The sequence below is a fragment of the Micromonospora desertarenae genome (assembly GCF_056150265.1).
Window position 1 is genome coordinate 16,759 of the sequence record NZ_JAXCFQ010000002.1, and the last position, 26,684, is coordinate 43,442.

Below are 26,684 nucleotides of genomic sequence, written 5' to 3' on the forward strand. Positions count from 1 at the left end.
AACCCGGGAGTAACGTGCGGCCCAGTTTAGGGACAGGACCGCTCGCCGGACACCGGCTGACTGTCTTTTGGGAGGATCAGTGAAGGCTCGCCTGGGCGCCGTGCTGTTCGGGATAGGCGTCTTGTGTCTCGTGCTCGCCGCGGGAGCGGCGTTCTTCGTGGCACCGACGGTGACGAAGCTGCCGTACGACCTGGCGTTGTGCAACGCGGAGGGCGAGCCCGACGGGTGCCTGAAGCCGAGCGTGGCGGTCGCGGAGAACGCGAAGTTCCTGCAGCTGAAGAAGGATGCTCCGCCGACGGTGCAGTCCGGCACCCTGGAGGCCACCACGGAGGTGGCACCGCAGGCCGGCGTCACCGAGGCGGAGATGACCGGCGACCTGGAGGGCGACGCGGTCGTCTGGGCCGTGTACGGCACGGTGAAGTGGACCCAGACCAGCGAGGTGATCAGTCAGTACTCCGCGGAGCTGGCGCTGGACCGGGAGACCGCCGCGGCGGTCGACTGGGACAAGCAGTTCCTCCAGGCCGACGGCCCGGAGGGGCCGGCCGAGGTCAACTTCGCCGGACAGACCTACAAGTTCCCGTTCAACACCGAGCGCAAGGACTACGAGTACTTCGACCGTGACCTGCGCAAGGCGCTGCCGATCAGGTTCGACGGCACCGAGGAGATCAACGGCACCGAGGCGTACCGGTTCCAGCAGGTGATCGAGCAGACCGACCTGGGCATGCCGGCGGACCGGGTGAGCGGACTGCTGGGCGCGTTCGCGCCGGAGGCGACCAGCGGCAAGGTGGTGTACAGCAACACCCGCACCATCTGGGTCGAGCCGGTCAGCGGCAACTTCGTCAAGGTGCAGGAGCAGCAGAAGAAGATGCTGGTTCCGGACCAGGGCCTGGCCACCACGCTGCTGGACGTCAACTTCGTCTACACCGACGACACCATCGCCAACAGCGTGAAGTCGGCCGGGGAGACGAGCGACAAGCTGAAGCTGATCGGGCGGACCATCCCGCTCGCGCTGGCGGTCGTCGGCGCGCTCGCGCTGATCGTCGGGCTCTGGCTGGTGCTCACCGGCCGCCGGGCCGCCGCCGCCCGGCACCGGGTGGGCGACAGCGACGACACCTCGGCCGCCGGGCGGGAGACGCCCGCCGAGCAGCAGGAGGTCACCTCCGGGGCGGCCACCCGCGGCCAGGGAGAACCGGAGCGCCGGTAGCGCCGGTGCCCGCCGCGGTAGGTGAGCGGCGGCCATCCGGCACGAAGTGACGAGCAGCCACCGTCGAAACCCGGGTCACGCCGGGTGCCGGCGGTGGCTGCCGTCGTAGGTACGGGACCCTCGCTTTACAAGCGTTACATTATTGTAATCGGTCGATTGTCCATGACCGAGCGTGGTCGCGCCCCGGGACTATGCCGGCTTTGCGGTCGTAATCACTGATCCTCCGGTGGTGCAGGTTGACGTTGCGTCACTACGACGTTGCCGTTCGTCTCCCCCGTGTTACCGGCAGGTAGCTGGGGCCTTGTGACCTACGCCTCCGTAGGTGCACCATCATCGGCACGCTCGTTACCCGCCGGTAGCAGAGCCTGGGGCCCGGTGCGGGGCCCGCACCTCCGCCGACCGGCCACCGCCGCGACACCCCCCGAGGAGGAGCACGTGCAGGATCGGATCGAGAACCGGGGTCATACCCGGTGGCGGCGCTTCGCCGCCCTGATGGTGCCCGCGACGGCCGTCGCCGGCGCGATCGTCGCCGGCATGGCCAACGGCGCGATCGCCGCCTCGTTCGCCGTCTCCGGCCAGACGTTCAAGGTCTCCGCCTCGGAACTGCGCGGCGAGGGCTTCGTCCAGTACGGCGGCATCGCCGAGGAGTCGGACGGCACCAAGCACCCGGTGGCCGTCTCCGGCATCCGCAACGCCAAGCTCTACGACCTCTGCCAGTCGGTGAAGGTGCCGGGCGCGCCGGTGGTGCTCACCATCAACGCCGGTGGCGGCGGCAAACCGGCGGTGGCCAGCGGGCTGCTCATCGACATGGACTCGCTGCAGGGCGACGCCGAGTTCAAGAACATCAACATCGGGCAGGACGCCGCCACGCTCACCGGGGGACCGGAGGGCGCCAGGGGCGACAAGAAGGCCTTCGGGCAGCAGTCCGACACCGTCGTCATCAAGGACCTCAAGCAGGTGGCCCGCTCCACCCACGCCGGCACCTTCACCCTGACCGGGCTCGACCTGCGGGTGAACGTGGGCGCGGACGCCAAGGAATGTTTCTGAGCTGAACCCGGGCCCGCGGAGGGCGTCCTCCGCGGGCCCGTGCCCTGCCCCGTCCCCTCAGCCCTGGCAGGAGGCGTACGTGACAACCGCCGACCCGCAGCACGCCCGGCCCGGCCGGATCAGCGCGGCGTGGCGCCGGTTCCGCCGGTGGCGGCGGACCCGACCGTTCTGGGGCGGCCTGCTGACCGTGCTGGCCGGCCTGGAGATCTTCGGCACCACCCAGATGTCGCTGGGCGGTCTCTCCTTCCAGATGGGACCGACCGGGTTCCTCTCCTGGCTGATCCCCACCATCCTGGTCGCCTGTGGCCTGCTGATGTGGTTCACCCCGCAGCAGCGGATCTTCTACGCGGTGGTGGCCGCGGTGACCGCTGTCTTCTCGCTGATCGGGGTCAACCTGGGCGGCTTCTTCGTCGGCCTGCTGCTCGGCATGGTCGGTGCCGCCCTCGGCTTCGCCTGGGTACCCGGCACGGCCGGCGGCACCCCGCCCGTACCCGCGGCCGAGGAGCCGCCCGCGGACCAGCCGGCCGCGCCCGCGGACGAGACCGCGGCGGTGCCGGCGGACGGCGGTGCGGCCGGGGCGACCCGGGTCGACGACCCGGTGCCGGGCGACGCCGGGCCCCGACCGGCGGCGTACGACGAGACCGGCGCGACGACCCGGCTGGCCGACGACACCCCGACGCTGCCGGGACAGCGGGACCCCCGCCTCTACGCGGTGCTGCCGGTGCTGCTCGGGCTCTCCGCCGCGGCGGCGCTCGCCGTGCCCGCGCCCGGGCCGGCCCAGGCCGCCCCGGCGCCGCTCGCGGTGGCCGGCGCGGCACCGGCGCCCTCGCCGGCCTGCCCGACCCGGCCGGCGCCGAGTGGGTCGCCGGGCGGGGCGAAGCCGACCCCGAGCGCGTCCGGCGCGTCGCCGTCACCCAGCCCGGAGAAGAGCTCCGGTGGCAACATCATCACCGACATCCTGGACGGGCTCGGCGACCTGTTCGGCGGCCGCGACGACGACGAGGACGAGCCCGCGCCGAGCCCGACCGCGACGCCCACCGCCCGGCCGAGCGCCACCCCCCGGCCGACCGCCCCCGGCCGGAGTTGCGCGACGCCGAAGCCGGGCACCACCGGCAAGGTCGAGGAGGGCAAGCCGCTGCCGCGGATCGCGGCCGAGCCGGGACAGCCGGTGGTGGCGGCGACGCCGTCGAAGCTGACCGGCTCCAAGGTGACCATGACCGGCCTGCGGTTCGAGGGCATCGTCGACCTGCCCACCGACGACGGCACCCTCCGCGCGCTGAAGTTCAGCATGAAGCAGGCAGTCACCGACGACTTCCTGCTCCGCTCACCCGGGCCGGCGGGGCGGACCATGCGGTTCGCCACCAACCAGCTGACCGTCCGCGGCGACGTCGCCTTCTACGCCACCCGGTTCGCCGGGAAGATTCTCGGCATCAAGGTGACGCTCACCCCGGACCTGCCGCTGCCCGACGGCATCCCGATCACCTCGCCGATCCCGCTCACCTTCACCGAACCGGTGATGGACCTGGCCTTCGTCACCTGCGACACGCTGACCGCGCGGCCGACGTTGAAGCTCACCCTGGACTGACCTTCCCCCACCACCGGCCCGGGAGCCGGCGGCACCCGCTCGTGTGCCGCCGGCTCCCGACCTCAGAGCCGGGCGAGCGCCTTGCGCAGCGGGTCGAGCCCGAGCGAGCCCAGGTCGAGCGCCTGCCGGTGGAACTCCCTGAGGTCGAAGTCGGCACCCTTGCGGGCCTTCGCGTCCTCCCGGGCCTGCAACCAGATCCGCTCGCCCACCTTGTACGAGGGGGCCTGCCCCGGCCAGCCCAGGTACCGGTTCAGCTCGAAGCGCAGGTTCTCGTCCGGCACCCGGCAGTGCGCCCGCATGAACTCCCAGCCCAGCTCCGGCGTCCAGCGCTCGCCGGGGTGGAAGCCGAACGGGTTGTCCCGGGGGATCTCCAGCTCCAGGTGCATGCCGATGTCGACGATCACCCGGGCCGCGCGGAACGCCTGCCCGTCGAGCATGCCGAGCTTGTCGCCCGGGTCCTCCAGGTAGCCCAGTTCGTCCATCAGGCGCTCGGAGTAGAGCGCCCAGCCCTCGCCGTGCCCGGAGACCCAGCAGAGCAGCCGCTGCCACCGGTTGAGCAGCTCGGCCCGGACGGCGGTCTGGGCGACCTGGAGGTGGTGGCCCGGCACGCCCTCGTGGTAGACGGTGGTCACCTCGCGCCAGGTGGAGAAGTCGGTGATGCCCTGCGGCACCGCCCACCACATCCGGCCCGGCCGGGAGAAGTCCTCGCTCGGCCCGGTGTAGTAGATGGCGCCGTCGCTGGTCGGGGCGAGGCAGCACTCGATCCGGCGGACCTGCTCCGGGATGTCGAAGTGGGTGCCGTGCAGCTCGCTGATCGCCTTGTCGGCGAGCGCCTGCATCCAGTCCCGGAACGCCTCCTTGCCCTGGATGGTGCGGGCCGGGTCGGCGTCCAGCGCCCGTACGGCGTCGTCGATGCTCGCGCCGGGGCCGACGATGCGGGCCGCCACGTCGCGCATCTCGGCCTCCAGCCGGGCCAGCTCGGCGAAGCCCCAGGCGTACGTCTCGTCCAGGTCGACCTTGGCGCCGAGGAAGTACTGCGAGGCCAGCTCGTAGCGTTCCCGCCCGGCGGCCTGCTTGTCCCGCCCGTGCGGGGCCAGCTCGGTGCGGAGGAACTGCCCGAACTCGGCGGTCGCCGCGGTGGCCGCCGCCGCGCCCCGGCGCAGCTCGGCGCCGACGCTGCCGTCGGCGCCCAACCGCTCGACCAGGCCGTGGAAGAAGTTGTCGCCGTTCGGGTCGACCCAGGTGTCGCACTGCTTGGCCACCTCGACCAGCTGCACCGTGGAGCTGACCTGCCCGGCGGCGGCCGCCTCGCGCAGGGTGGTCTTGTAGCCCTCCAGCGCCGCGGCGAAGCCGTTCAGCCGGGCCGCGATGTTGGCCTTGGCGTCCTCGCCCTCGGTGGGCATCAGGTCGAAGACCATCCGCACGTCGTGCAGACCACTGGCGATCACGTTGACCTCGCTGGTCGACTCGCCCGCCTCGTACCGGGCGAGGTCGAGGCCGAGCCGCTCCTGCATGGCCTCCTTGGCGGTCCGCTCCGCCTCGGTGTCCGGCTCGGTGACGTCCAGCTCGGCCAGCGTCCGGCGGGTCAGCTCGGCCCGGGCGGCGTAGCCCTCGGGCGACAGGTCGTCGAGCTTGTCGTCATAGCCGGAGATGCCGACGTAGGTGGCGCCGGTCGGGCTCAGCGGCGCCCAGTCGGCCACGTACCGGTTCGCGAGGTCATCGATTCGTCCCACGGCCTCGACCCTACGTGACCGGACGGTGCCGTTGTCGAGCCTGCTGCCCGTGTTCCCGGGGCGACCGGTCCGCCCGGTGCCGCCGGTTGTCGGCCGGCACGTGGACCGCCGGACGGAGCGCCGTCAGCGGGGTGAACCGGCTGCGACACCAGCCGCACAGCGCCCGGTGTCGACGGCTCGGCCGGCGTCCGTCCCGGCGGCTGTGGTCATCGCCACGACGTCCGAAAGTCGCGGGACTTTGTCGTACCCCTGCGGCAGAGTGTCAGGAGTGACCACGGACTTTGCTCCTGACAGGGCGGCGCTGCGCAGCTGGCTGCCCGGTTTCGTCGCCCTCGCCGCGATCTGGGGGTCCAGCTTCCTGTTCATCAAGGTCGGGGTCGAGGAGCTGCACCCGCTGCACCTCACCCTCTACCGGGTCGCCACCGGCGCGGTGACCCTGCTGGTGGTGCTGGCCGTGCTGCGTGACCGGCTGCCCCGCGAGCCCCGGGTGTGGGCGCACCTCACCGTGGTCGCCGCGTTCGGCGTGGCCATCCCGTTCACCCTGTTCGGCTACGGCGAGCAGCGGGTCGAGTCGATGCTGGCCGGCATCTGGAACGCCACCACCCCGCTGATCGTGCTGCCGCTGGCGGTGCTGGTCTTCCGCACCGAGCGGCTGACCGTACGCCGGGCGGTCGGGCTCGCGCTCGGCTTCGTCGGGGTGCTCGTGGTGCTCGGCGTGTGGCAGGGCGTCGGCGGGGCGCACTTCCTCGGGCAGCTGATGTGCTTCGGCGCGGCGGCCTGCTACGGCGTGGCCATCCCGTACCAGAAGAAGTTCGTGGCCGGCACCGCGCACTCGGGCGTGTCGCTCTCCGCGGCCCAGCTGCTGCTCGCCGTGGCCCAGCTCGCGGTGGTCGCGCCGCTGGCGGCCGGTGCGCCGCCGGTGCCGACCGACCTCTCCGTCGAGGTGGTGGCGAGCGTGCTGGCGCTCGGCGCGCTCGGCACCGGGATCGCCTTCGTCATCAACATGCGCAACATCCGGGTCGCCGGGGCGAGCACCGCCTCGACGGTCACCTACCTGATCCCGGTCTTCGCGGTGCTGATCGGCGCCCTGGTGCTCGGCGAGCGGCTCACCTGGCACCAGCCGGTGGGCGCGCTGGTCGTGCTCCTCGGCGTCGCCGTGTCGCAGGGCCTGGTCGGGCGGCGCCGCCCGACCGTGCCGGTCGGTGTCGGCGCCCCGGCGGCGGTTCCGGCCGCCGAGCCGGCCGCCCGCCGCTGAGGCCGGACCGGCCGGTCAGCGGGCCGGACGGTCCACGGCCCAGGCCACCAGCTCCTCCGCCGACCAGGTGTTGACCACGCGGTCGGCGGGCATGCCGCACCGGGCCGCCCGCTCGCAGCCGAACCGCTGCCAGTCCAGCTGACCCGGGGCGTGCGCGTCGGTGTTGATGGCGAACACGCAACCGGCCTCCAGGGCGCGGCGGATCAGCCGCTTCGGCGGGTCCTGCCGCTCCGGCCGGGAGTTGATCTCGACCGCGACGCCGTGCTCGGCGCAGGCCGCGAAGACCGCGTCGGCGTCGAAGTCGCTCTCCTTGCGGGTCCGCGCCCGGTGCCCGCGGTCGCCCGGCCCGGTCACCCCGGCCGGGCGGGAGGAGACCATCCGGCCGGTGCAGTGGCCGAGGATGTCCAGGTGCGGGTTGGCGATGGCGGTGAGCATCCGCCGCGTCATCTTCGACCGCTCGTCGTTCAGGCCGCTGTGCACCGAACCGACCACCACGTCGAGCCGGGCCAGCAGCTCCTCGTCCTGATCGAGGGAACCGTCGGCGAGGATGTCCACCTCGATGCCGGTGAGGATCCGGAAGCCCTCCGGCAGCGCCGCGTTCACCTGCTCGACGTGGTCGAGCTGGCGGCGCAGCCGGTCCGCGGTCAGCCCCCGGGCGACCTTCAGCCGGGGCGAGTGGTCGGTCAGCACCAGGTACTCGTGGCCCAGTTCGACGGCCGCCAGCGCCATCTCCTCGATCGGCGAGCCGCCGTCGGACCAGTCGGAGTGGGTGTGGCAGTCGCCGCGCAGCGCGGTGCGCAGGTCCGTCGCCGCCGCGTCCAGGTCGCTGCCCTCGGTGGCGACCAGCCGGCGCAGGTAGACCGGCTCCTCGCCGGCGAGTGACTCGGCCACGCAGCGGGCAGTCACGTCACCCACGCCGGCCAGCTCGGTGAGCTTGCCCGTCCGGGCCCGCTCGGCCACCTCGGCGGCGGGCAGCGCGGCGAGCGCCTTGGCGGCCGAGCGGAAGGCGCGCACCCGGTAGGTGGCCTCGTTCGCCCGTTCCAGCAGGAACGCGATCCGGCGCAGGTCGGCGATGGGGTCCCGGGCGCTCATTCTGTGCAACCTACCCGCGCGCCGCCGGTCGCGGGACGACCGGCGGCGCGGCGGGTGGGATCAGGAGTACGGCAGCCGGACGACCGACCGGTCGCCGATGCCCAGCGTGCTCGGGTGGGTGCCGATCGCCGACCAGACCTCGACCCGTACCCGGCCGTCGACCAGGTTGCCGAGCGTGCCGGTGGCGGAGTGCAGGCCAACCTGCTGGGTGTAGCGCTCGTAGCCGGGGACCGGGTCGGTGGCGAAGTAGCGGTACGTCTCCACCCGTTCCCAGCCACCGTCGCCGGTCAGGTCGTAGGAGATCCGCAGCTGCACCCCGTTGCCGACCGCCGTGCCCGCGTCGAGGAACAGGTCGAAGGCGGTCTGCCCGCCGGCGTAGGTCAGGTCGAGGCCGGTGGCGGTGAACACCTGCGGGTTGCTCGGCGTGCCGTCGTGGTTGGCGCCGTTGGCGCTGGCCACCGTGGCGGTCGCCGCGGCGCCGGCCGCCGCCAGGCCGCCGCCGGGGAGCAGGTACCGGACGGGTGAGTCCGGCGTGCCGGGCGGAGGAGTCGTCGGCGGCGGCGTGGTCGGCGGCGGGCTGGTCGGCGGTACGCCACCGTTGGCGCTGCCGCCGCTCCAGGTGTGCGCGCCGGTGGTGGCCGTCCGGCCGGCCGGCACGACCAGCGTGGTGCCGGTGGAGAACGTCACGGTCAGCGGCGACGCGCTCGGGTTGGCCGCCACGTACGTCCGCGCCCCGTTGCGGGTGAAGACGGCGGCCAGCGGGTGGTTCGCCCGGACGGAGGTGTCCACCGTGCCGAGCGCGGCCAGGTTGCGGATCCAGTGGAAGGTGTGCGCCCGGCTCTCCCCCTCCTCCGGGGGGTAACCCGGGTTGGCCCGCAGGTTGGCCAGCGCGGCGTCGCCGTCGCCGAGCGCCTGGAACTGCCAGAGGATGTCCTGCCACACCGTCGGCGGCCCGTTGTTGTTGCGCACCAGCTCGGCGTAGTTGGCCCGGACGTAGGCCGGGTGGTGGCCGAGGTAGAGGTGCCCGCCGGTGACCGGCAGCAGGTTGATGCCCTGGATCATCTCCGGCTCGGCGCTGAACCAGGTGGCGTACGCGCCGCCGTCGCCCCAGACCATGCCCACCGTCGAGTGCCCGAAGGCGGCCGGGAAGTTCTGGTCGCTGACGTCGAACCAGTACTCCTGGATCGCCGCGGCCTGGGTGGTCCAGAGGAAGACGCCGGCGTCCCGCACCGCGGTGTCACCGGTGACCTGACCCCACTGGATCAGCGCGTTGGCGAAGTTCATCCCCTCCGACGACGACTCCTGGTTGTTGCCCGCGCCGAACGAGCCGTGCCCGGAGGCCCAGTCGTGGCCGGCGTAGATGTCGAAGTCCCGCAGGTAGGGGAAGCGGGTGTCGGCCCGGTCGTAGTTGTCGGCGTCCCGGATGAGCAGGTCGACCATGCCGCCGTACTGGTCGTCGGCGGCCCACCGGGGGTCGAACTTGGCCAGCGTGGCGGCCGCCGCGACGAAGTAGCCGTAGTGGAAGTGGTGGTCGTTGAGCTCCTGGTCGGAGCCGTACGAGGCGGGGTAGCCGATCAGCGTGCCCCAGTTCCGGTCGTAGTAGAAGACCCGCGCGGTCTTGCCGGCGGGCGCGGTGAACCAGTCGGTGAGCGTGCTCCGGATGGCGTTGAGCGCGGCGTCCCGGGTGGCGGTGTCGCCGACCAGGTCGGCGACCTCGGCGATCCGGGCGGCCCGGCCCAGCCCCTTGCCGGTCCAGTAGGTGTCGCCACCGCGCTGGTCCATCGGGTTGCCCCGGACGGCGGCCAGGTGGCCGCGCAGCGTCTCCAGGTCGGCGCCGCTGCCGTCGCCGACGGCCGGCAGTTCCGGCAGCACCCCGTGGAAGGTCATCGCGGTGCGGAACTCGCCGACGCCGGTCAGCACCTTCATCCGGCCCCGGGCCGACGGGTAGCTCTGGGCGATCGGGGTGGAGCCGGTCAGCGACTTCCACTGGTGCGGGTAGAGGCTCACCACCGTCCGGGTGGCGGTGCCCTCCCGGGGCGCGGTGGTGAACGCGTACGTGGTGGTGACCGTGCTGGTCGCCGGGGTGTAGGCGTACGACAGGCGGGTGCCGGTGACGTGGGCGTGCGCGTACCCGCCGAAGGTGGCGGCGAGCGCGGAGCGCTCCGCCGCGGCGGTCTGCGGGGTGGTGGGCAGCAGGGCCACCGAGAAGTAGCCGCGCCCGGCCAGGGTGGACGAGATCCGGCCGCCGCTGACCGTCCAGCTCGCGCCGGTCGGGGCGTAGCCGACATAGTCGTGCTCGTTGACGGTGAACCCGATGGTCGCACCGCTGTTGGACCAGACCGTCGGGGTGCCGGTCGTGCTGATCACCGCGTCGCCGCCGCTGGCCTGGAAGTAGGCGAACGGCAGACCGTGCCCGATGGTGGCCCGCAGGCTCCGGGCGCCGTCGCTCCAGTACGGGGTGACCGTCCAGTCGGACCAGTTGGCGACCCGGACCACCGGCGCGGCGAGCCCGGCCACCCCGACCCGGATGTCCTGCACGTAGGGGTAGTGGAACTCGCCCACGCCGGTGGCGGTGCCGCTGGTGGCGGGGGTGGAGTTGGCCGAGAAGCCGAGCCCGTCGGTGAACGTGTCGTACGACAGCGGGTGGGCGTGCAGCGGCTCGCTGAACGCGCAGTCGGTGCGCTTGAACAGCAGCGACGACCACCAGTCGTTGGTGGGGACGGCCCCGGCGGGCGCGTCGGCGGTGACGAACTGCCGGGGGTTGGTGGCGAGCTGGCCGCAGCCGGCGGGGAGCGGGCCGACCGGGGTGGTGGTGTAGCTGCCGGCGCCGACGGTGGCGGCCTCGGCGGAGCCGGTGGCGACGACGGTCAGGCCGCCGACGACGAGGGCCAGGGCGGTGGTGGCCGCCAAGGCCCAGGGACGGTGTGGCGCAGGAGGTGTCACGGTGCCTCCCATCGCGCCGCGCCGGTGGCCCGGGCCGCGGCGCTGAGTCGGAATTGTGAAGAAAGGTAATTGGGAGAGCGCTCTCTTGACGCGGGACGTTAACCGAACGGCAAGACTTGCGTCAATGTTTCCGAGCGATGGCGCACGGATGCCGCCAATCCGGCGGGTGCCCGATCGCCGGTCGCCGACCAGCGAGGGCGCCCGGCAGCCGGCAAGGGGTGCCCGGCAGCCGGCAAGGGGCGCCGGCCAGTTGGTGAGGGCGGTTGCGGCGGCGAGGCGGTCGCGGCCAGCGAGGGCGGTCGGCGGCCCGGGGTCAGCGGCCGGCGGGCGCCTTCGGGCAGCCGTGCTTGCGGTGCCAGGCGGCCACCTCGGCGGCCGGTTCCCGGTTGCCGCCGCGCCGCCACGAGTCGAGGTAGCGGGCCGGCCAGACCACGCCCCGGCGGATCCACCAGCCGTCCCGGCCGGTGCACGGCGGCGAGATGCCGAAGTGCAGGTGGCAGACGTTGTTCGCGTTGCCGGTGCGGCCCACCTCGCCGAGGCGCTGGCCGGCGCGGACCCGCACCCCCGGGTCGATGCCGCCGGCCACCACGCTCAGGTGCGAGCCGTAGTAGCGCACCCCGTCGTCGCCGAGCAGCGACACCGACAGCCCGCCGTTGGACGGCCCGAGCGGCCCCCGCCTGTCGAACCGGTCAACCCGGCTGACCTCCAGGATCGTGCCGTCGGTGACCGCCACGACCGGCTCGCCGCAGTCGGCGAAGATGTCCGTCCCCGGGTAACCGGAGTGGGTGGGGTGGTAGGCGACGTTCTTCGCCCGTACCGGGAAGACGTGCCGCAGCCCGGCGCGGGTCGGCGCGGTCGACGGCCCGGCAGTGGTCGGCGCCGCGCTGGCCGACGGCGCCGCCGGCTGCCCGGCGGTGGCCCAGCTGGCACCGGGGGTGGGCGGGCTGCCACCGGGCACCGGACGGCTGGTCGCGCAGCCGGCGGCCAGCGCCGGCGCGAGCAGCAGCAGGACCGCGTACGCCCGGCGGCGCCCGATCGTCGACGAGGACATCCGGTCATCCTGGCAGAGTGGGTACGGTGAGGACGAACCGTCGCCGGGGAGGTACGTCGTGACGACTCCACCCGCCTACCCGCCCGGCCCGGACGCCGGGCACCGCGCGCTGGCGCGTACCCCGTCGGGGCTCTTCCCGGCCGGGCCGCCGTCCCGGCCCACCTACCGCGAACCGCACCCGGTCACCGGCGCGGGCGTCGCCGCCGGCGGCGCCGTGGCGGCCGCCTGGCTGCTGCTGTTCGGGCTGCTCGGCACGAGCGTCGGCAGCTACGCCTGGTGGACCCTGGTGGCCGGCGGGCTGGCCTGGCTGACCGCGCTGGCCCTGCTGCGGTTCGGCGACCGGGGGGTGGCCACCGGCATCGCGATCGTCACCGCCGGCGGGTGGAGCATCGCCGCCGCGATCGTGGCGGTGCGCTGGGCGACCACCGGTGACTGGCCGCTGTGGTGACCGCCCGGCCGGCTGCGCTGCGTCGTGGACCGGCTGCGCAGCGAATCCCGGCTTGACGTGGCCGCCGTCACTGGAGCACGCTCGGCGTTATGGCCTGGACCACTCCGCGGCTCGATCCTGAGCGAAGCCGCCGTCGCCTCCAGCTGCTCGCCGAGTTGGCGGGCGCCCGGGCGGTACGCCAGCGCGAGCGGCCGCAGCGGGCCCGCACCGAACAGCTCCGCCAGCTGATCGCCACCCGCCGTCGCGTCGCCGGCTGACCTGCCGACGCCGAGTTTCCGAGGATTGGCCGGCCCGTCGGGGCGTTGACCGGTCGCCCGCCGACCCGACCGGCTAACGTGCACGCGTAACGAGTCGGCGTGCTGTGCCGAGGCAACTTGGGGGGACCGTTGTCGTACTTCGCTGCGGCCGTGGTGCGAGACGAGAGTGGCTGGACGGCCGAAGAGGTGAGCCTGCGCGGGGTCACCGACGTCGAGGAGGTCGCCGACCGGCTGCGCGACGTGGACCCCGACGCGGACCTGTCGCTGCTCTTCGTCGAGGCGGACGACACCTACCTGGTGATCCTGCGCCTGGACGAGGGGGAGGACCTGCGGGTCTTCGGCTCCGACTCGGCCTACGCCGAGGAGTCGCGGCTGGGCGCGCTGCTGGTGGGGGACCTGAAGGCGTCGGTCACCGGGCTGGACGAGCCCGAGGAGGCGCGCCCCGCCGGCGGCGACGACGAGACCGAACAGCCCGCCGTCGACCCGGAGGCCGACCCGGTGGGCGACGCCGACCTCCTCGCCGACCTGGGCATCTCCGCGCAGAAGCTGCTCGCGCTCTGCGCGCACGAGGGCATGATGCCGGCCGACGTCACCGCCGAGGTGTGCCAGGTGCTGGGCTGCGCCGACGAGGTCGAGGAACTGCGTGAGGTCTGATCCGTCCGGGCCGTGGCCGGTGCCGGCGGGCGGCGGGGAGCCGATCCTGCCGCACGGCGGCGAGCCGTCCGACGCCACCGACCCGGCCCTGGAGACCGTACGGCCGGGGCAGCCGACGCCCGGTCGTACCGGGCGGGTCGGGCCGGGCGCGGACGAGGGGCTGGCCGATCCGGACGGGGCCGGCCGGCGGCAGCGGCACGAGGTGTGGATGCGCCGGGCCCTGGAGGTGGCGGTCACCGGCCCCGACTCGACCGGCGACGGCGACGCCGACGACATCCCGGTCGGCGCGGTGCTCTACGGGCCGGACGGCACCGAGCTGGCGATCGGCCGCAACGAGCGGGAGCTGACCGGCGACCCGACCGGGCACGCCGAGGTGCTGGCGCTGCGCCGGGCCGCACAGCGGTTGGGCCGCTGGCGGCTCGACGGCTGCACCCTGGTGGTCACCCTGGAACCCTGCACCATGTGCGCGGGCGCGCTGGTGCTGGCCCGGGTCGGCACCGTCGTCTTCGGGGCCTGGGAGCCGAAGACCGGCGCGGCCGGTTCGCTCTGGGACGTGCTGCGCGACCGCCGGCTCAACCACCGGCCGGAGGTCTACGGCGGGGTCCTGGAGACCGAGAGCGCCGCGCTGCTGCGCGCCTTCTTCCGCTGAGCGCCGGCCGGCCGGCGAGCGTCAGGCGGCCGGCGAGGATCGGGCGGCCGGCGAGGATCGGGCGGCCGGCGAGCGTCAGGTGGCCGGCAGCTCGACCGTGACGTCCAGGCCGCCGCCGTCGCGGGGCCGGGCGGTCACCGTGCCGCCGTGCGCCCGGGCCACCGCCCGGACGATCGACAGCCCCAGCCCGAACCCGCGCCCGCTGCCCACCCGCTCCCCGGAGAGCCGGCGGAACGGCTCGAAGATGGTCTCCACGTCGTAGCCCGGCACCAGCGGACCGGTGTTGCTGACGGTCAGCGTCGCCCGGCCGTCCCGTACGCCGGTGCCGACCCCGATCCAGCCGCCGGCCGGCACGTTGTGCCGCACCGCGTTTTCCACCAGGTTGGTGGTGAGCCGTTCCAGCAGCACCGGGTCGCCGAGCACCGGCGCCGGCGCCAGCTCCCGGGCCACCACCGGCCCGTCGCCCTCCTTGACGGTCAGGTCGACCACGTGGTCGACCACGTCGGCCAGGTCCACCCGGGAGCGGGCGGTCAGTTCGTTCTCCGAGTCGGCCAGGGTGAGCAGCCCGTCGATCAGCCGCTCGTGCCGCTCGTTCACCGCGAGCAGCGACTCGCCCAGCCGGCGGACGTCCTCGGACGCGCCCGGCCGGGTGACGGCCAGCTCGATCAGCGAGCGGTTCAGCGCCAGCGGGGTGCGCAGCTCGTGGGAGGCGTTCGCGACGAACCGGCGCTGCCCGTCGAACGAGCGGTCCAGCCGTTCCACCATCTCGTCGAAGGTGTCCGCCAGCTCCCGCACCTCGTCCCGGGGCCCGGAGAGCGAGAGGCGTTCGTGCAGCCCCCGCCCGGCCACGTCGGCGCCGGCGATCCGCCGGGCCGTCCCGGTGATCTGGTGCAGCGGTTGCAGTGCCCGCCCGGCCACCAGCCAGCCGAACGCGATGGCCACCACGGAGACCAGCACCAGGGCGATCCCGCCCTGGGTGAGCAGCGAGTAGAGCGTCTGGTCGCGGGCGTCGTCCTGGGCCTTGTTGACCAGCAGCCGCAGCTGTTCGGCCTGCACGCCGTTGAGCTTGGTCTCCGTCGCCTGGACCACCGGCTTGACGTCGCGCAGCGCCACTCCGAACGGCTGGGCCGTGCGCTGCTCCACCAGCACGTAGGTGACCGCGAGCAGGACCAGCCCGGCCACCAGGAAGAGGCCGCCGTAGATCAGGGTCAGCCGGGCGCGGAGGGAGAGGCGCTTCACGGTATCCGGTATCCCACACCGGGCACTGTCTCGACCACCGGCGGTTCGCCCAGCTTGCGGCGCAGCTTCATGACGGTGACCCGGACCACGTTGGTGAACGGGTCGATGTGCTCGTCCCAGGCCCGTTCCAGCAGTTCCTCGGCGGAGACCACCGCGCCCTCGGCCCGCAGCAGCTCGACCAGCACGGCGAACTCCTTGCGGGACAGCGGCACGTACCGGCCGTCCCGGTGCACCTCCCGGCGGCCCGGGTCGAGCACGATGCCGGCCCGGGCCAGCGTGGGCGGCGCGGCGCGGCGGGCCCGCCGGCTCAGCGCGTGCACCCGGGCGGAGAGTTCGACCAGGGCGAACGGCTTGGTCAGGTAGTCGTCGGCGCCGAGCGCCAGGCCGGCCACCCGCTCCCGTACGGCCGCCGCCGCGGTGAGCATCAGCACCCGGGTCTCGCCGCCGCTGTCCACGATCGCCCGGCACACCTCGTCGCCGTGCACCACCGGCAGGTCCCGGTCGAGGACGACCACGTCGTAGTCGTTGACGCCGAGGCGTTCCAGCGCCGCGTCGCCGTCGTACGCGACGTCCACCGCGAACGCCTCCCGGCGCAGCCACTCGGCGATGCTCTCCGCGAGCAGGCTCTCGTCCTCCACCACCAGCACCCTCACCCGCCAATGGTGCCCCGCCCCGGATAACGCCGGCGTTAACGCCGACGGTTACGCCCGGGATACGCCCCTTGGCGTCGACTGACCGGGACGCCCGGCGACCGCCGGGCGGATCGGGGGATGCCCGGCGGTCGCCGTCGGGCCCGGAGAGGAAGCGTGTCATGCGACGAGGACTACTCGCGGTGCCGCTGCTGCTCGCCCTGGCCGTCGCCGGTTGCGGCGGGTCGGGCGAGGAGCCGGCGGTGGCCACGGCGGGCGGTGGCGGCGGGGCGTCACCCGTGCCCGCCTCCGCCGCCGCCCAGCTGAGCGACGAGGAACGGCAGCTGAAGTTCACCGAGTGCATGCGGGAGAACGGGATCGAGGTGCCGGACCCGGAGCCCGGCGGCGGCCGGCTGTTCCGGTTCGACGGGAAGACCGACCCGGCCAAGGTGCAGGCGGCCATGGAGAAGTGCCGCCAGCACCTGCCCAACGGCGGCGAGAAGCGCAAGCTCGACCCCGAGCAGGTGGAGCGGCTGCGGAAGTTCGCCGCCTGCATGCGGGAGAACGGCGTGCCCGAGTTCCCGGACCCGTCCGCGGAGGGCGGCATCCAGCTCCGGCTCGACGTGGTGAACGTCAAGGACCCGAAGGTGAAGGCCGCGATGGAGAAGTGCCGGGAGTACGCGCCGAAGATCGCGGGAGCCGCGCGGTGAGCGTTCGCCGGCTCCGGGTCCGGACGGTCGCGCTGGCCGCCGCCGTCGTGGTCGCGGCGGGTGCCGGGGTCGCCGCGGCGGTCGGCTTCGGCGGGACCGACCGGAGCACCGCCGCCGCCGACACCGCCCCGCCGGCCACCGCCACCGTCACCCGGCAGACGCTGACCGACGCCGAGACCGTCGACGGTGAGCTGGGCTACGGCACCACCCGCACCGCCACCGCCCGACTGGCCGGGACGATCACCGCCCTGCCGGACACCGGTACGACGGTGAAGCGGGGCGGGCGGCTCTACGCCGTGGACAACGATCCCGTGGTGCTGCTGCACGGGTCGCTGCCCGCGTACCGGGTGCTCCAACCCGGGGTGGAGGGGGCCGACGTCAAGCAGTTCGAGCGGAACCTGCGGGCGCTCGGCTACGACGGCTTCACGGTCGACGACGAGTACACCGGCAGCACCGCCGACGCGGTCCGTCAGTGGCAGGACGACCTGGGGCTGGCCGAGACCGGGCGGGTCGAGCCGGGCCGGATCGTCTACGCCCCCGGCGCGGTGCGGGTGGAGAGCCACCAGGCGGCGACCGGGGACGCGGCGCAGCCGGGCCAGGCGGTGCTCACGTACACCGGCACCAGTCGGCTGGTCACCGTCGAGCTGGACGTGGACGACCAGCGGCTGGCCAAGAAGGGCGGCGCGGTCGAGGTGAGCCTGCCCGACGGCGCGCCGGTCGCCGGGAAGGTCGAGACGGTGCAGACGGTGATCGACGCCGGCAGCGGCGGCGCGCCCGGACAGTCCGCGGAGGCGGAGACGAAGATCGAGGTCACCGTGTCGGTGACCGACCCGGCGAAGCTGGCCGGGTACGACCAGGCCTCGGTGGAGGTCACCTTCACCGCCGCCGAACGCCCCGACGTGCTCACCGTGCCGGTGGCGGCGCTGCTGGCGCTCGCCGAGGGCGGCTACGGCATCGAGGTCGTCGACGCCGGCCGGAGCCGGATCGTCGCGGTCACCACCGGGCTCTTCGCCGCCGGCCGGGTCGAGATCAGCGGCCCGGACGTGGCCGAGGGGATGACCGTGGGGATGCCCGCATGACCGCCGACGCCGTGGTGCTGGACGGGGTGAGCCGGACCTATCCGGGCGGGGTCACCGCGCTGCGCGAGGTGTCGCTGCGGATCCGCCACGGCGAGCTGCTGGCGATCGTCGGGCCGTCCGGGTCGGGCAAGTCCACCATGCTGCACCTGATCGGCACGCTGGACCGCCCCTCCGCCGGCCGGGTCCGGATCGACGGGTACGACGTGGCGGCCCTGCCGGACCGCCAGCTGGCCGCCCTGCGGGCCCGCCGGATCGGCTTCGTCTTCCAGCAGTTCCACCTCGCCGCCGGCACACCCGTGCTGGACAACGTGGCGGACGGGCTGCTCTACGCCGGTGTATCCCGGTCGGAGCGGCGGCGGCGCGCCGAGGCGGCGCTCGACCGGGTCGGGCTCGGCCACCGGCTGACCCACCGCCCGCACCAGCTCTCCGGCGGCGAGCGGCAGCGGGTCGCGGTGGCCCGCGCGGTGGTCGGGGAACCGGCGGTGCTGCTCGCCGACGAGCCGACCGGCAACCTCGACTCGGTGGCCGGCGCCGGGGTGCTGACGCTGCTGCGCGACCTGCACGCGGCGGGCACCACGGTCGTGGTGATCACCCATGACCGGGAGATCGCCGACGGGCTGCCCCGGCAGGTGCGGATGCGGGACGGCCAGGTGGTGGCCGACTCGGCGGCGCCGCTGCCCGAGGGGGTGCGCTGATGGCGGTGGACACCCGGCGCGACCGGCGTGGGCTGACCGTGGTGGAGGACCGGCCGCGACTGGCGCCGGCCCGGCTGCGGCCGGCCGACGTGCTGCGGGTCGGCGGGGTCGGGCTGCGTACCCGGCCGCTGCGCGCGTTCCTCTCCGCACTGGGCATCGCGATCGGCATCGCGGCGATGGTGGCGGTGGTCGGCATCTCGTCGTCGTCCCGCGCCGACCTGGCCCGCACGCTGGACCGGCTCGGCACCAACCTGCTCACCGTGGCCCCGGGCAGCACGCTCTTCGGCGACCAGGCCCGGCTGCCGGTGGAGTCGGTCGCCATGATCGGCCGGATCGGGCCGGTGACCGGGGTGGCCGCCACCGGCCAGGTGCCGGACGCCCCGGTCTACCGCTCGGACCGCATCCCGGCCGGCGAGACGGGCGGGATCGCCACCCGGGCCGCCCAGCTCGGGCTGCTCGACACCGTCGGCGCGACGGTACGCAGCGGCACCTGGCTGAACCAGGCGACCGAGCGGTACCCGGCCGTGGTGCTCGGCGACGCCGCGGCCCGCCGGCTGGGCCTCGGGGCGGCCGGCCCGGACGTGCAGGTGCACCTGGGCGGGCGCTGGTTCACAGTGGTCGGCATCCTGGCGCCGGCCCCGCTCGCCCCCGAGCTGGACGGCTCGGCGCTGGTCGGCTGGCCGGCCGCCGAGGCGTACCTGGGCTTCGACGGGCACCCGACCACCGTCTACACCCGGTCCCGGGAGGCGTCGGTGGAGGCGGTCCGGTCGGTGCTCGGCGCGACCGCGAACCCGGAGGCGCCGAACGAGGTGGAGGTGTCCCGGCCGTCCGACGCGCTGGCCGCCGCGGCGGCCACCGACGAGGCGTTCACCGGGCTGCTGCTCGGTCTCGGCGCGGTGGCGCTGCTGGTCGGCGGCGTCGGGGTGGCGAACACCATGGTCATCTCGGTGCTGGAACGGCGGGCCGAGATCGGGCTGCGCCGCTCGCTGGGCGCCACCCGGGGGCAGGTCCGCACCCAGTTCCTGGCCGAGTCGCTGCTGCTCTCCGCGCTCGGCGGGGCGGGCGGGGTGCTGCTCGGCATCCTGGTCACCGCCGGGTACGCGCTCTCCCAGGGGTGGCCGACGGTGGTGCCGGCCTGGGCGATGGTCGGCGGCGTGGCGGCGACCCTGGTGATCGGCGGCTGCGCCGGGCTCTACCCGGCCGTTCGGGCCGCGCGGCTCGCCCCCACCGAGGCCCTGGCCTGACCGTCCTCCCGGCTGCCGGGCGGTGCCCGCTCTTCGGGTGCATCTGTTGTCGCTCCAGCGACAACAGATGCACCCGGACGGGCTGGGGCCCTCCTCGGGTGGGTCAGGCCGGGGTGGCGGGGCGGAGCAGAGTGGCGCCCACCGCCCGGGCGGCCTCGGTCCACGGGGCCGGGCGCATGGTGGCCGGATCGAGCCGGACGATCGCCCGGCGGCCCTCGGCGTGCAGGGTGTGGCCGTCGACCGAGCGGAACTGGTACGCGTACTCGGCGCTGGTGGTGCCGAAGTGCTCCAGCCAGAAGTGCACGGCCACCGGCCCGGTGCCGACGATCGGGGCGCGGTAGGTGATGGTGAACTCGCGGACCGCGTGGAAGACGTCGGGCGGGGTGTCCCGGCTACCCCGGTAGGCCACCCCCCGCTCGGCCCAGTACGGGGTGAGCGCCCGTTCCAGCAGCACGGCGTACCGGGCGTTGTGCAGGATGCCCATGGCGTCGAGGTCGTCGAAGTGCACCGGGACGTGCTCGACGTGACCGAACTCGACGGTGGGCTGGTCGGCGATGGCGTGACTCATGACGGGCCTTCCGGTAGCAGGGTGGGATCGGGGCACAGGGCCCGCAGGCGGATCAGCAGGCCGTGGCGGGCGTGCCGGTAGGCGGCGTCGGGGTCGAGCAGCCGGGAGTGCATCGCGGCGCTCATCCCGAGCGCGTCGATCTCGTACGCCAGTTGCGCGACGTCGGTGTCGGCGGCCAGTTCGCCGGCGTCGACCGCCTGCTGGACGAGCTCTTCGAGGAACGCGGTCCAGCGGGCGAACGCGTCGGCGAGCCGCTCCCGGACCGGGCCGGGGCGGGCGTTGTACTCGAACTGGGTGTTGGCGAAGAAGCAGCCGCCGGGGAGCACCCGGGCGGCGTAGAAGTCGATCCGGGCCTCGTGCAGCGCCAGCAGGCGGCGTACGCCCCGCGGGGCGTGCAGCGCGGGGGCCACGATCCGCTCCCGCCACTGCTCCACCGCCCGGTCGATGGCGGCGAGCTGGAGCGCCTCCTTCGACCGCCAGTGCGCGAAGAGGCCCGACTTGCTCACCCCGAGGGTGTCGGCGAGCTGGGCCAGGCTGAGCCCGTGCAGTCCGGCCTCGGTGGCCAGCACCACTGCCGCGTCCAGCGCCGCGGTGCGGGTCCGGTCGCCCCGGGCGACCCGTCCGTCGACTGTCATGCCGGTCAGCGTACGAAAGAAGCACGACCGGTCGTATAGTTTTCTGGGGTGACGGTGGTCACGGAAACGACGCCGCCCCGCCGTCGATCGACGGCGGGGCGGCGGAGGTGCGGAAACGTCAGGCGATGATCGTGTCGAGGGCGATCTCCACCATCTCGCTGAAGGTCTGCTCGCGCTCGGCGGAGGTGGTCTTCTCGCCGGTCTTGATGTGGTCGCTGACCGTGAGCACGGTCAGCGCGCGGGCCTTGAACCGGGCCGCGATCGTGTAGAGCGCCGCGGACTCCATCTCCACCGCGAGCACGCCGTAGTCGGCCAGGGTGTCGTAGAGGTCCGGCCGGTCGGTGTAGAAGGCGTCCGCGGCCAGGATCGGCCCGACCCGCATGGTGATGCCGCGCCGCTCGGCCACCTCGACCGAGGTACGCAACAGCCCGAAGTCGGCCACCGGGGCGTAGTCGATCAGCCCGTCGAAGCGCATCCGGTTCATGTTCGAGTCGGTGGACGAGCCGATCGCCGCGATCACGTCGCGCAGCCGGAGGTCCTCGCTCAGCGCGCCGCACGAGCCGACCCGGATCAGCGTCTTCACGCCGTACTCGTTGACCAGCTCGTGGGCGTAGATCGAGGCCGACGGCATGCCCATGCCGGAGCCCTGGACGGACACCTCCACGCCGCTCCAGCGGCCGGTGAAGCCCAGCATGCCCCGGACCGTCGAGTAGCACGTGGCGTCCTCGAGGTAGGTCTCCGCGATCCACTTGGCCCGCAGCGGGTCGCCCGGCATCAGGACCCGCTCGGCGATCTCTCCCGGCTTCGCGCCGATGTGCGTACTCATGGCGAAGATCCTGCCAGGCCGCCGGCCGGCATACCGGTTCGGCGTCCGAACCCGGGGTCCTGTACCCTACTCGGCGGTGGTGTGTCCGAGTGGCCTAAGGAGCACGCCTCGAAAGCGTGTGAGGGTTCACGCCCTCCGCGGGTTCAAATCCCGCCGCCACCGCTCGTGAACAGCGAGAACGCCCGGCAGATCCGCGAGGACGGCCGGGCGTTCCGCTTGTCGGCCCTCAGAGCTTCCGGCCCTGCGCGTCGCGGGCGATGATGCCGTCCAGGGGTACGCCGGGGGCCAGCCGCTGCGGGTCGAACCAGAAGATCACCACCCGCGGGTCCTCGCTCCACCTCGCCAGCCGGGCGTCGACCTGCCGGCCCTTCACCGTGCCGACGATCCGGCTCGCCGGCCCGACGAAGTACCCGAAGGTGGGCATCGGGGGGCCGTCCGCGCCGGCTCCGTAGGAGTCATAGCCGATCTGGTGGAATCCCGGCCGCCGGTCGCTGCCCTCGACGTCGTTGGCCAGGAAGTCCGAGGTCAGCGTGCCGTCGGCGGCGCGCCGGCCGGCGACCAGGCCGATCGTCACCCGGGGTTCGTGGGGCAGGTCGACGGCGACGAAGTAGAAGACCCGCGCGTCGGTGCCGTACCGGATCCCGCTGTCCACCACGTCACCGAGCGGGACCGGTCGCGGCTCCACCGGGGTCGGCGCGGGCTCCGTCGAGGGGCGGCCGGCCGGCGCGGTGACGGCCGGCGCGGCCGACCGCTCGGGTTCCGGCGGGGCGGCCTGCCGCACGGTGACCGTGACGCCCGCGACCACCGCGAGCAGCACCGCCGCCGCGCCGGTGCCGGCGAGCCGCCGGCGGTGCCGCAGGCGGCGACCCTCGCGCATGATCGTGGTCAGGTCGAGTGGGTCGTGCCCGGTCCGTTCGGTCGCCCGCATCGCCTGCCGGAGCTGGTCCACCTCGTTCATCGGCCCGCCCCGTGGGTCGCCGGGGTTCCGGTGCCAACCTTGCGCAGCTTCTCCAGGGCCCGGGAACTCGTGCTCTTCACCGTCCCGAGCGAGACGTCGAGTTCGTGGGCCACCTGGGCCTCCGGCAGGTCGAAGTAGTAGCGCAGCACGACGATGGCGCGCTCGCGCGGGCTGAGCGTGCCGAGGATGGCGAGCAGCCAACGCCGGGTGGCGACCTCCTCGGCGACGTCGCCCCGACGCTGCTCCGGCAGGTCCGCGCTGGGGTACTCGCGGATCGGCCGGCGCCAGCTGTCGACCAGGTGGTTGACCATCACGGTCCGCGCGTACCCGTAGGCGTCCCGGTCCCGCACCCGCGACCACGAGGCGTACGTGCGCACCAGGGCGGTCTGCGCCGCGTCCTCGGCCTGGTGGTGGTCGCCGGTGATCAGGAAGGCGGCGTGCACCAGCCGCCCGGACGCCGACCGGGCGAACTCGACGAACTCCGCGTCACCCCGCGCCATGCCGGCCCCGCCCGCGTCGCCCGCCGTTCGCGCATCCCACGACGGACAGGACGAGTGGGGCTGGCGGAAGGTTGAGTCCGCACGAGATCAACTTTCCGGCCCGGTCACCCGTCCTCCCCGCTACGCACCACCGGCGACCGGCGCTGCGTGGCGAGGGGAGACGCATGACGACGAAGACTACGGGGCGGGCCCGGGCGGCCGGCGCGGCGCTGCTGCTGGGCGCGCTGCTGGCCGGTTGCGGGCTGCCGGCGGCCGGGCAGCCGCCCGCCCCGGCCGCTCCACCCGCCCCGGCCGTCGAGACCGGGACCGCCGCGCCGCCACCGGTGACCGTCCGGCCGACGGCCGCCGCCGTCAGCTACCCGGCCGACGGCGGCAACCGGTGGTACGGCGCCGCCGGCGAAACCCCGGCGCCGGGCGGGACCGGCCGGCTGTGGCGCTACCGGGTGGCGGTGGAGCGGGACATCCGTGGCATCCCGGTGGCGGAGTTCGCCGGGGAGGTGACCCGCACGCTGAACGACCCGCGCGGGTGGACCGCGGGCGGGACCCTGCGGCTGCGCCGGGTCGGCTGGGGCCAGCCCGCCGACTTCACCATCTACCTGGTCACTCCCGGCACCCGGGACGAGCTGTGCGGGGACGTGCCGGACGGCTACACCTCCTGCCGCAACGGCGGCCGGGTGGTGCTCAACGTGGCCCGCTGGGTGAAGGGGGTGCCGCGCTACGGCGCGAGCCTCGTTACCTACCGGCAGTACATGGTCAACCACGAGGTCGGGCACCGGCTCGGCATGGGGCACGAGCGGTGCCCCGGTCGCGGCCGGCCGGCGCCGGTGATGCAGCAGCAGACGCTGGGCCTGCACGGCTGCACCGCGAACGCCTGGCCGTACCTCGACGGGAAGCGCTACACGGGCCCGTCCGGGGCGTACGACGACCCGATCCCGCCGCGCGAGCGCGGCCGGACGGGCTGACCGGGCCCGTGGTGAGACGCGAGAACGCCCGGCCGGTCCGTGCGGACCGACCGGGCGCTTCCGGTGTACGCGGTGGGCGGGCCGCACCGGCCCGAGGGTCAGCCGCCCGCGGCCGCGTCCCGCCGGCCCACCTGGTACGCCGCGTCCCTCGCGTCAGTCTCCAGCAGCACGGTGAGCGGGCCGGCCGGCAGGTCGCACGTGACACTGCCCTGGGCCGCGGCGTCGGCACCGCACTCCCACCAGCCGGCGCTGTTGAAGACCGTCAGCCGGGCGCGTCCGCTGCCGGACGTGCGGGCCCAGGTGAGGGCCTCCCGGGCGGCGTGCTGGTCGGCCGGGATCGAGTAGCAGACCGCGAACCGGTCCGGCCCGGTGGCCACGACGCTGCCGGTCGCGTCCGTTGGCAGCACCGGGCAGGCCGGCCCGTCGGTGCGGGTGAAGCCCAGCACGTAGTCCAGGCTGGTGACCCAGTCCCGGCCGGTGAGCAGCACGGAGTACGGCGCCGGGCCGGTCAGTTCGCAGTTGTACCGGTTCAGCGGGGAGAAGTCGCACTCCGGCTCGCCGTTGGCGTCCACCACCCGGATGTCCGGGGTGGCCGGCCAGGTCGCGTCGACCGGCAGCAGCACGCCGAGGTGTGCCCCAGCGGGGGTGGGCAACTGGAGGCAGTTGACCTGACCGGAGGTCTGGATCCGGCCGCGGTGCGGCGCGTCCCGCCAGCCGGTGTCGCCGGCCGGCGTGCATCCCTCCGGTCGGAGCGGCAGCAGCGAGACCTCGATCTCGACGTCGACGGCCACCAGCGCGTCGGTGGCGAGCAGCGTGTACCGGCCTGTGGGCAGCTCACACCGGATCTCGGCGCAGAGGGTGCGGCCGGCGGTGTCGAGAACCCGGGCGTACGACCGCAGGTTCTCCCCGTGCAGCGCCTTCACCCGGTACTCACCGGTGGACGGGATGTCCAGGATCCGGCACGGGATGGTGCTCGGGGCTCCGGAGGGCGGCGCGTTGTACGCCCCGGGGCGGACCGTCGGGCAGCCGACCGGGTCGGAGATCCGGCGCAGAGTCATCGGGTACGTCTCGCCGGCGTTGCCGGAGTTCCATACGCTCCGGTGCGACAGGACCCGGTAGGTGCCGTCGGCCGGGACCACGCAGCCCACCTCGTTCGACGAGCTGGTGCACGTCCGGGCGCCGCTCTGGTCGACCAGCCAGTACGTGCCGGCGACGGACGCCAGGATGCGGTCCCCGGCTCTGCCCTGGAACGGCTGGCAGTTGGTCTGCACCGGCGAGGTCTGCCGCACCTGCTGGACCGGCTGGTCCCAGGCGAGGTTGTCGCTGGCCGGTGCGCATCCGTCGAGCCGGTCGAGCGGGGTGACCGCCACCTCGTAGTTCAACTCGCCGCCCAGCGGGTTACCGACCACCAGGGTGTACGCGCCGGCGGCGGGCAGGGTGCAGTATCGCTCGTCGGACGTGGAGCAGATTTCCTGTCCGGTGTTGTCGAGCATCGTCCACCCGAACGTCCCGTCGAGGCTCGCGGCGCGTACCAGGACCGGCCGGGGCGTGCCGGTGGTCAGGGTGTGGCAGGTGATGTCGTCCGGCTGCATCGAGCCACTGCCGACCGCGGCGCCGGGGTCGCCGAACGGCGCCAGCGGCAGGGCCGCACAGCCGGCCGGGTCCGACAACCGCCGCATCCTGATCGGGTAGCTGCTCTCCGTGCCGTAGGTCTCCCAGGTCAGCAGCCGGTACGGCCCGGGCCGGCCGAGCCGGCAGTCACCGCCGCCGTACGGGAACTCGCAGATGGGCTGGTGCTGGCCGTCCAGGATCCGGCCGCGGATGTCGGTGGGCCCGCCGGGTACGGCCATCCGCACCAGCGCGTTCAGCGGCTGGTCGAACTCGTGGCACTGCGCCGCGGCGCCGGCGGGGAGCGTCCGGGTGACCCCCGGCGATCCGAAGTGGAACAGCTCCGCCGGGAGGCGCTCGCAGGTCGACGGGGTGCGGGTCGACTCGACGGCGATGGTGTAGTCGCCGCGCCCGGTGGGATACGACAGGGTCAGCGCGATCGTGTACGTGCCGGCGGCGCCGAGCTGGCAGCTGCCCGCATCGATCCCGAACCGGCAGACGTCGCGGCCGGCGGCGTCGGTGACCCGCGCGTTCACGTGGTCCGGGCCGGCGGTGCTGCGGCCGAGCTGGGTGAGCAGCACGTCCTGGTCGGCGGTGGTGGTGACCCGCCAGCGGTGTTCCTGCTGGTCGACGATCGACGGGCAGGTCTCGACCTCGCCGAAGGCCAGCTCGCCACCGCAGGTGGCGGCGCGGCTGTTCCACGGTCGCTGGCTCACCTTGGCCGTCCGGGTACGGGTCGGCTCCGCCGTCGGCTCGACCGCCGGGGCCGGCGTGGGCGTCGGGGCGCCGGCCGGGCTCGACGCGGTCGGTGCCGGAGCGACGGCGCTGCTGGCGGCCGGTGACCCGGCTCCGGTGGACGCGGTTCCGATGGACGACGTGGCGGTGGTCGCGGCCGGTGTCGTCCCGCCGGGACTCGCGGCGGACGGCCCGACCAGGAACGCCGGGACGGTCAGCACGGCCGTGGCGACCAGCGCGAGCCGTGGGATTCTCCTGCCGGTTCGGTCGTCCGGGCAGGCGGGCAGGGTTGCTCTCAAGCCAAACTCCCCCATGGAATGCCACGCGACGGCTGCGCGGGCGTGGAGATGATTCCACGGAGGATGATCTTCGGCAATC

General features: G+C 74.1%; 25 protein-coding genes and 1 tRNA gene. 14 read left to right on the top strand and 12 right to left on the bottom strand.

What is annotated here, in order from left to right:
• The first annotated feature begins 79 nt into the window (after nucleotides 1-79).
• The 3 genes from pgfA (at nucleotide 80) to SM577_RS03065 (ending at nucleotide 3,836) form a co-directional block, all read left to right on the top strand.
• Entirely contained in the window at nucleotides 80-1,204 is a 1,125-nt protein-coding gene (gene pgfA / locus SM577_RS03055; protein ID WP_474586238.1) for a cell envelope lipid trafficking protein PgfA, read from the top strand.
• 435 nt (nucleotides 1,205-1,639) lie between these two features.
• A complete protein-coding gene (locus SM577_RS03060) occupies nucleotides 1,640-2,251 on the top strand; it encodes a DUF6230 family protein (protein WP_474586239.1) in 612 nt (203 codons plus the stop codon).
• Nucleotides 2,252-2,330: 79 nt separating this feature from the next.
• Nucleotides 2,331-3,836, top strand: a complete 1,506-nt coding sequence (locus SM577_RS03065) for a DUF6114 domain-containing protein (protein WP_474586240.1) — start codon at nucleotides 2,331-2,333, stop codon at nucleotides 3,834-3,836.
• A gap of 62 nt (nucleotides 3,837-3,898) precedes the next feature.
• Here the strand turns inward: SM577_RS03065 and SM577_RS03070 are convergent, their stop codons facing one another.
• The gene (locus SM577_RS03070; protein ID WP_302920527.1) at nucleotides 3,899-5,569 is read right to left on the bottom strand and encodes a DUF885 domain-containing protein; all 1,671 of its coding nucleotides are present in this window, start codon (nucleotides 5,567-5,569) and stop codon (nucleotides 3,899-3,901) included.
• Between the two features lie 268 nt (nucleotides 5,570-5,837).
• Between SM577_RS03070 and SM577_RS03075 the strand changes: the two genes are divergently transcribed.
• Entirely contained in the window at nucleotides 5,838-6,824 is a 987-nt protein-coding gene (locus SM577_RS03075; RefSeq protein ID WP_302920528.1) for a DMT family transporter, read from the top strand.
• Between the two features lie 15 nt (nucleotides 6,825-6,839).
• Here the strand turns inward: SM577_RS03075 and SM577_RS03080 are convergent, their stop codons facing one another.
• From SM577_RS03080 to SM577_RS03090, 3 genes are all read right to left on the bottom strand, one after another.
• A complete protein-coding gene (locus SM577_RS03080) occupies nucleotides 6,840-7,916 on the bottom strand; it encodes a PHP domain-containing protein (RefSeq protein ID WP_474586241.1) in 1,077 nt (358 codons plus the stop codon).
• Between the two features lie 60 nt (nucleotides 7,917-7,976).
• A complete protein-coding gene (locus tag SM577_RS03085; protein ID WP_474586242.1) occupies nucleotides 7,977-10,826 on the bottom strand; it encodes a glycosyl hydrolase in 2,850 nt (949 codons plus the stop codon).
• A 346-nt stretch (nucleotides 10,827-11,172) separates the two neighbouring features.
• Entirely contained in the window at nucleotides 11,173-11,910 is a 738-nt protein-coding gene (locus SM577_RS03090) for a M23 family metallopeptidase (RefSeq protein ID WP_474586243.1), read from the bottom strand.
• 109 nt (nucleotides 11,911-12,019) lie between these two features.
• On the opposite strand from SM577_RS03090, the gene SM577_RS03095 reads away from it, so the two are divergent.
• From SM577_RS03095 to SM577_RS03110, 4 genes are all read left to right on the top strand, one after another.
• A complete protein-coding gene (locus tag SM577_RS03095; protein WP_302921006.1) occupies nucleotides 12,020-12,358 on the top strand; it encodes a hypothetical protein in 339 nt (112 codons plus the stop codon).
• 89 nt (nucleotides 12,359-12,447) lie between these two features.
• Nucleotides 12,448-12,615 (top strand): hypothetical protein, encoded by a 168-nt coding sequence (locus tag SM577_RS03100; protein ID WP_302920532.1) that lies wholly within the window; start codon nucleotides 12,448-12,450, stop codon nucleotides 12,613-12,615.
• A 129-nt stretch (nucleotides 12,616-12,744) separates the two neighbouring features.
• Complete coding sequence (locus tag SM577_RS03105; RefSeq protein ID WP_302920533.1) at nucleotides 12,745-13,269, top strand: tRNA adenosine deaminase-associated protein; 525 nt, start codon at nucleotides 12,745-12,747, stop codon at nucleotides 13,267-13,269.
• Nucleotides 13,270-13,429: 160 nt separating this feature from the next.
• The gene (locus tag SM577_RS03110) at nucleotides 13,430-13,918 is read left to right on the top strand and encodes a nucleoside deaminase (protein WP_368050930.1); all 489 of its coding nucleotides are present in this window, start codon (nucleotides 13,430-13,432) and stop codon (nucleotides 13,916-13,918) included.
• A 75-nt stretch (nucleotides 13,919-13,993) separates the two neighbouring features.
• Here SM577_RS03110 and SM577_RS03115 read toward each other — a convergent pair whose 3' ends face one another.
• Both SM577_RS03115 and SM577_RS03120 read right to left on the bottom strand, forming a co-directional pair.
• Nucleotides 13,994-15,157, bottom strand: a complete 1,164-nt coding sequence (locus tag SM577_RS03115) for a sensor histidine kinase (RefSeq protein WP_474586244.1) — start codon at nucleotides 15,155-15,157, stop codon at nucleotides 13,994-13,996.
• Nucleotides 15,154-15,810, bottom strand: coding sequence for a response regulator transcription factor (locus SM577_RS03120; protein ID WP_302920535.1), 657 nt, complete (start codon nucleotides 15,808-15,810; stop codon nucleotides 15,154-15,156). Before SM577_RS03120 ends, SM577_RS03115 begins: the two co-directional genes overlap by 4 nt.
• 158 nt (nucleotides 15,811-15,968) lie before the next feature.
• Between SM577_RS03120 and SM577_RS03125 the strand changes: the two genes are divergently transcribed.
• The 4 genes from SM577_RS03125 to SM577_RS03140 are packed head-to-tail and all read left to right on the top strand — an operon-like array spanning nucleotide 15,969 to nucleotide 19,514.
• Complete coding sequence (locus SM577_RS03125) at nucleotides 15,969-16,496, top strand: hypothetical protein (RefSeq protein ID WP_474586245.1); 528 nt, start codon at nucleotides 15,969-15,971, stop codon at nucleotides 16,494-16,496.
• Nucleotides 16,493-17,575, top strand: coding sequence for an efflux RND transporter periplasmic adaptor subunit (locus tag SM577_RS03130; RefSeq protein WP_474586246.1), 1,083 nt, complete (start codon nucleotides 16,493-16,495; stop codon nucleotides 17,573-17,575). Before SM577_RS03125 ends, SM577_RS03130 begins: the two co-directional genes overlap by 4 nt.
• Nucleotides 17,572-18,270, top strand: a complete 699-nt coding sequence (locus SM577_RS03135; protein ID WP_474586247.1) for an ABC transporter ATP-binding protein — start codon at nucleotides 17,572-17,574, stop codon at nucleotides 18,268-18,270. The genes SM577_RS03130 and SM577_RS03135 overlap by 4 nt, the downstream gene beginning before the upstream one ends.
• Nucleotides 18,270-19,514 (top strand): ABC transporter permease, encoded by a 1,245-nt coding sequence (locus tag SM577_RS03140; RefSeq protein ID WP_302920540.1) that lies wholly within the window; start codon nucleotides 18,270-18,272, stop codon nucleotides 19,512-19,514. Before SM577_RS03135 ends, SM577_RS03140 begins: the two co-directional genes overlap by 1 nt.
• Nucleotides 19,515-19,617: 103 nt before the next feature.
• Here the strand turns inward: SM577_RS03140 and SM577_RS03145 are convergent, their stop codons facing one another.
• From SM577_RS03145 to deoD, 3 genes are all read right to left on the bottom strand, one after another.
• A complete protein-coding gene (locus tag SM577_RS03145) occupies nucleotides 19,618-20,082 on the bottom strand; it encodes an acyl-CoA thioesterase (RefSeq protein WP_302920541.1) in 465 nt (154 codons plus the stop codon).
• On the bottom strand, nucleotides 20,079-20,717 hold the full coding sequence (locus SM577_RS03150; protein ID WP_302920542.1) for a TetR/AcrR family transcriptional regulator: 639 nt from the start codon (nucleotides 20,715-20,717) through the stop codon (nucleotides 20,079-20,081). The genes SM577_RS03145 and SM577_RS03150 overlap by 4 nt, the downstream gene beginning before the upstream one ends.
• Nucleotides 20,718-20,835: 118 nt before the next feature.
• Nucleotides 20,836-21,543: a purine-nucleoside phosphorylase gene (gene deoD / locus SM577_RS03155; protein WP_474586248.1), complete on the bottom strand. Its 708-nt coding sequence runs from the start codon at nucleotides 21,541-21,543 to the stop codon at nucleotides 20,836-20,838.
• Between the two features lie 75 nt (nucleotides 21,544-21,618).
• Between deoD and SM577_RS03160 the strand changes: the two genes are divergently transcribed.
• Nucleotides 21,619-21,705, top strand: a tRNA-Ser gene (locus SM577_RS03160).
• A gap of 64 nt (nucleotides 21,706-21,769) precedes the next feature.
• On the opposite strand, the gene SM577_RS03165 is transcribed toward SM577_RS03160, so the two are convergent.
• A complete protein-coding gene (locus SM577_RS03165; protein ID WP_302920543.1) occupies nucleotides 21,770-22,501 on the bottom strand; it encodes a hypothetical protein in 732 nt (243 codons plus the stop codon).
• Nucleotides 22,498-23,001, bottom strand: coding sequence for a SigE family RNA polymerase sigma factor (locus SM577_RS03170; protein WP_474586249.1), 504 nt, complete (start codon nucleotides 22,999-23,001; stop codon nucleotides 22,498-22,500). Before SM577_RS03170 ends, SM577_RS03165 begins: the two co-directional genes overlap by 4 nt.
• Nucleotides 23,002-23,165: 164 nt before the next feature.
• Between SM577_RS03170 and SM577_RS03175 the strand changes: the two genes are divergently transcribed.
• Complete coding sequence (locus SM577_RS03175; protein ID WP_474586250.1) at nucleotides 23,166-23,963, top strand: DUF3152 domain-containing protein; 798 nt, start codon at nucleotides 23,166-23,168, stop codon at nucleotides 23,961-23,963.
• 98 nt (nucleotides 23,964-24,061) lie between these two features.
• On the opposite strand, the gene SM577_RS03180 is transcribed toward SM577_RS03175, so the two are convergent.
• Nucleotides 24,062-26,605: a hypothetical protein gene (locus SM577_RS03180; protein ID WP_474586251.1), complete on the bottom strand. Its 2,544-nt coding sequence runs from the start codon at nucleotides 26,603-26,605 to the stop codon at nucleotides 24,062-24,064.
• Nucleotides 26,606-26,684: the final 79 nt, after the last annotated feature.

Excerpts from the sequence above, each read along its gene's own strand:
- SM577_RS03150 (WP_302920542.1), bottom strand. The coding sequence starts at position 20,717 with ATGACAGTCGACGGACGGGTCGCCCGGGGCGACCGGACCCGCACCGCG.
- SM577_RS03170 (WP_474586249.1), bottom strand. The coding sequence starts at position 23,001 with ATGGCGCGGGGTGACGCGGAGTTCGTCGAGTTCGCCCGGTCGGCGTCC.
- SM577_RS03100 (WP_302920532.1), top strand. The coding sequence starts at position 12,448 with ATGGCCTGGACCACTCCGCGGCTCGATCCTGAGCGAAGCCGCCGTCGC.
- SM577_RS03175 (WP_474586250.1), top strand. The coding sequence starts at position 23,166 with ATGACGACGAAGACTACGGGGCGGGCCCGGGCGGCCGGCGCGGCGCTG.
- SM577_RS03140 (WP_302920540.1), top strand. The coding sequence starts at position 18,270 with ATGGCGGTGGACACCCGGCGCGACCGGCGTGGGCTGACCGTGGTGGAG.
- SM577_RS03090 (WP_474586243.1), bottom strand. The coding sequence starts at position 11,910 with ATGTCCTCGTCGACGATCGGGCGCCGCCGGGCGTACGCGGTCCTGCTG.
- SM577_RS03145 (WP_302920541.1), bottom strand. The coding sequence starts at position 20,082 with ATGAGTCACGCCATCGCCGACCAGCCCACCGTCGAGTTCGGTCACGTC.
- SM577_RS03125 (WP_474586245.1), top strand. The coding sequence starts at position 15,969 with ATGCGACGAGGACTACTCGCGGTGCCGCTGCTGCTCGCCCTGGCCGTC.
- SM577_RS03165 (WP_302920543.1), bottom strand. The coding sequence starts at position 22,501 with ATGAACGAGGTGGACCAGCTCCGGCAGGCGATGCGGGCGACCGAACGG.
- SM577_RS03135 (WP_474586247.1), top strand. The coding sequence starts at position 17,572 with ATGACCGCCGACGCCGTGGTGCTGGACGGGGTGAGCCGGACCTATCCG.
- SM577_RS03080 (WP_474586241.1), bottom strand. The coding sequence starts at position 7,916 with ATGAGCGCCCGGGACCCCATCGCCGACCTGCGCCGGATCGCGTTCCTG.
- deoD (WP_474586248.1), bottom strand. The coding sequence starts at position 21,543 with ATGAGTACGCACATCGGCGCGAAGCCGGGAGAGATCGCCGAGCGGGTC.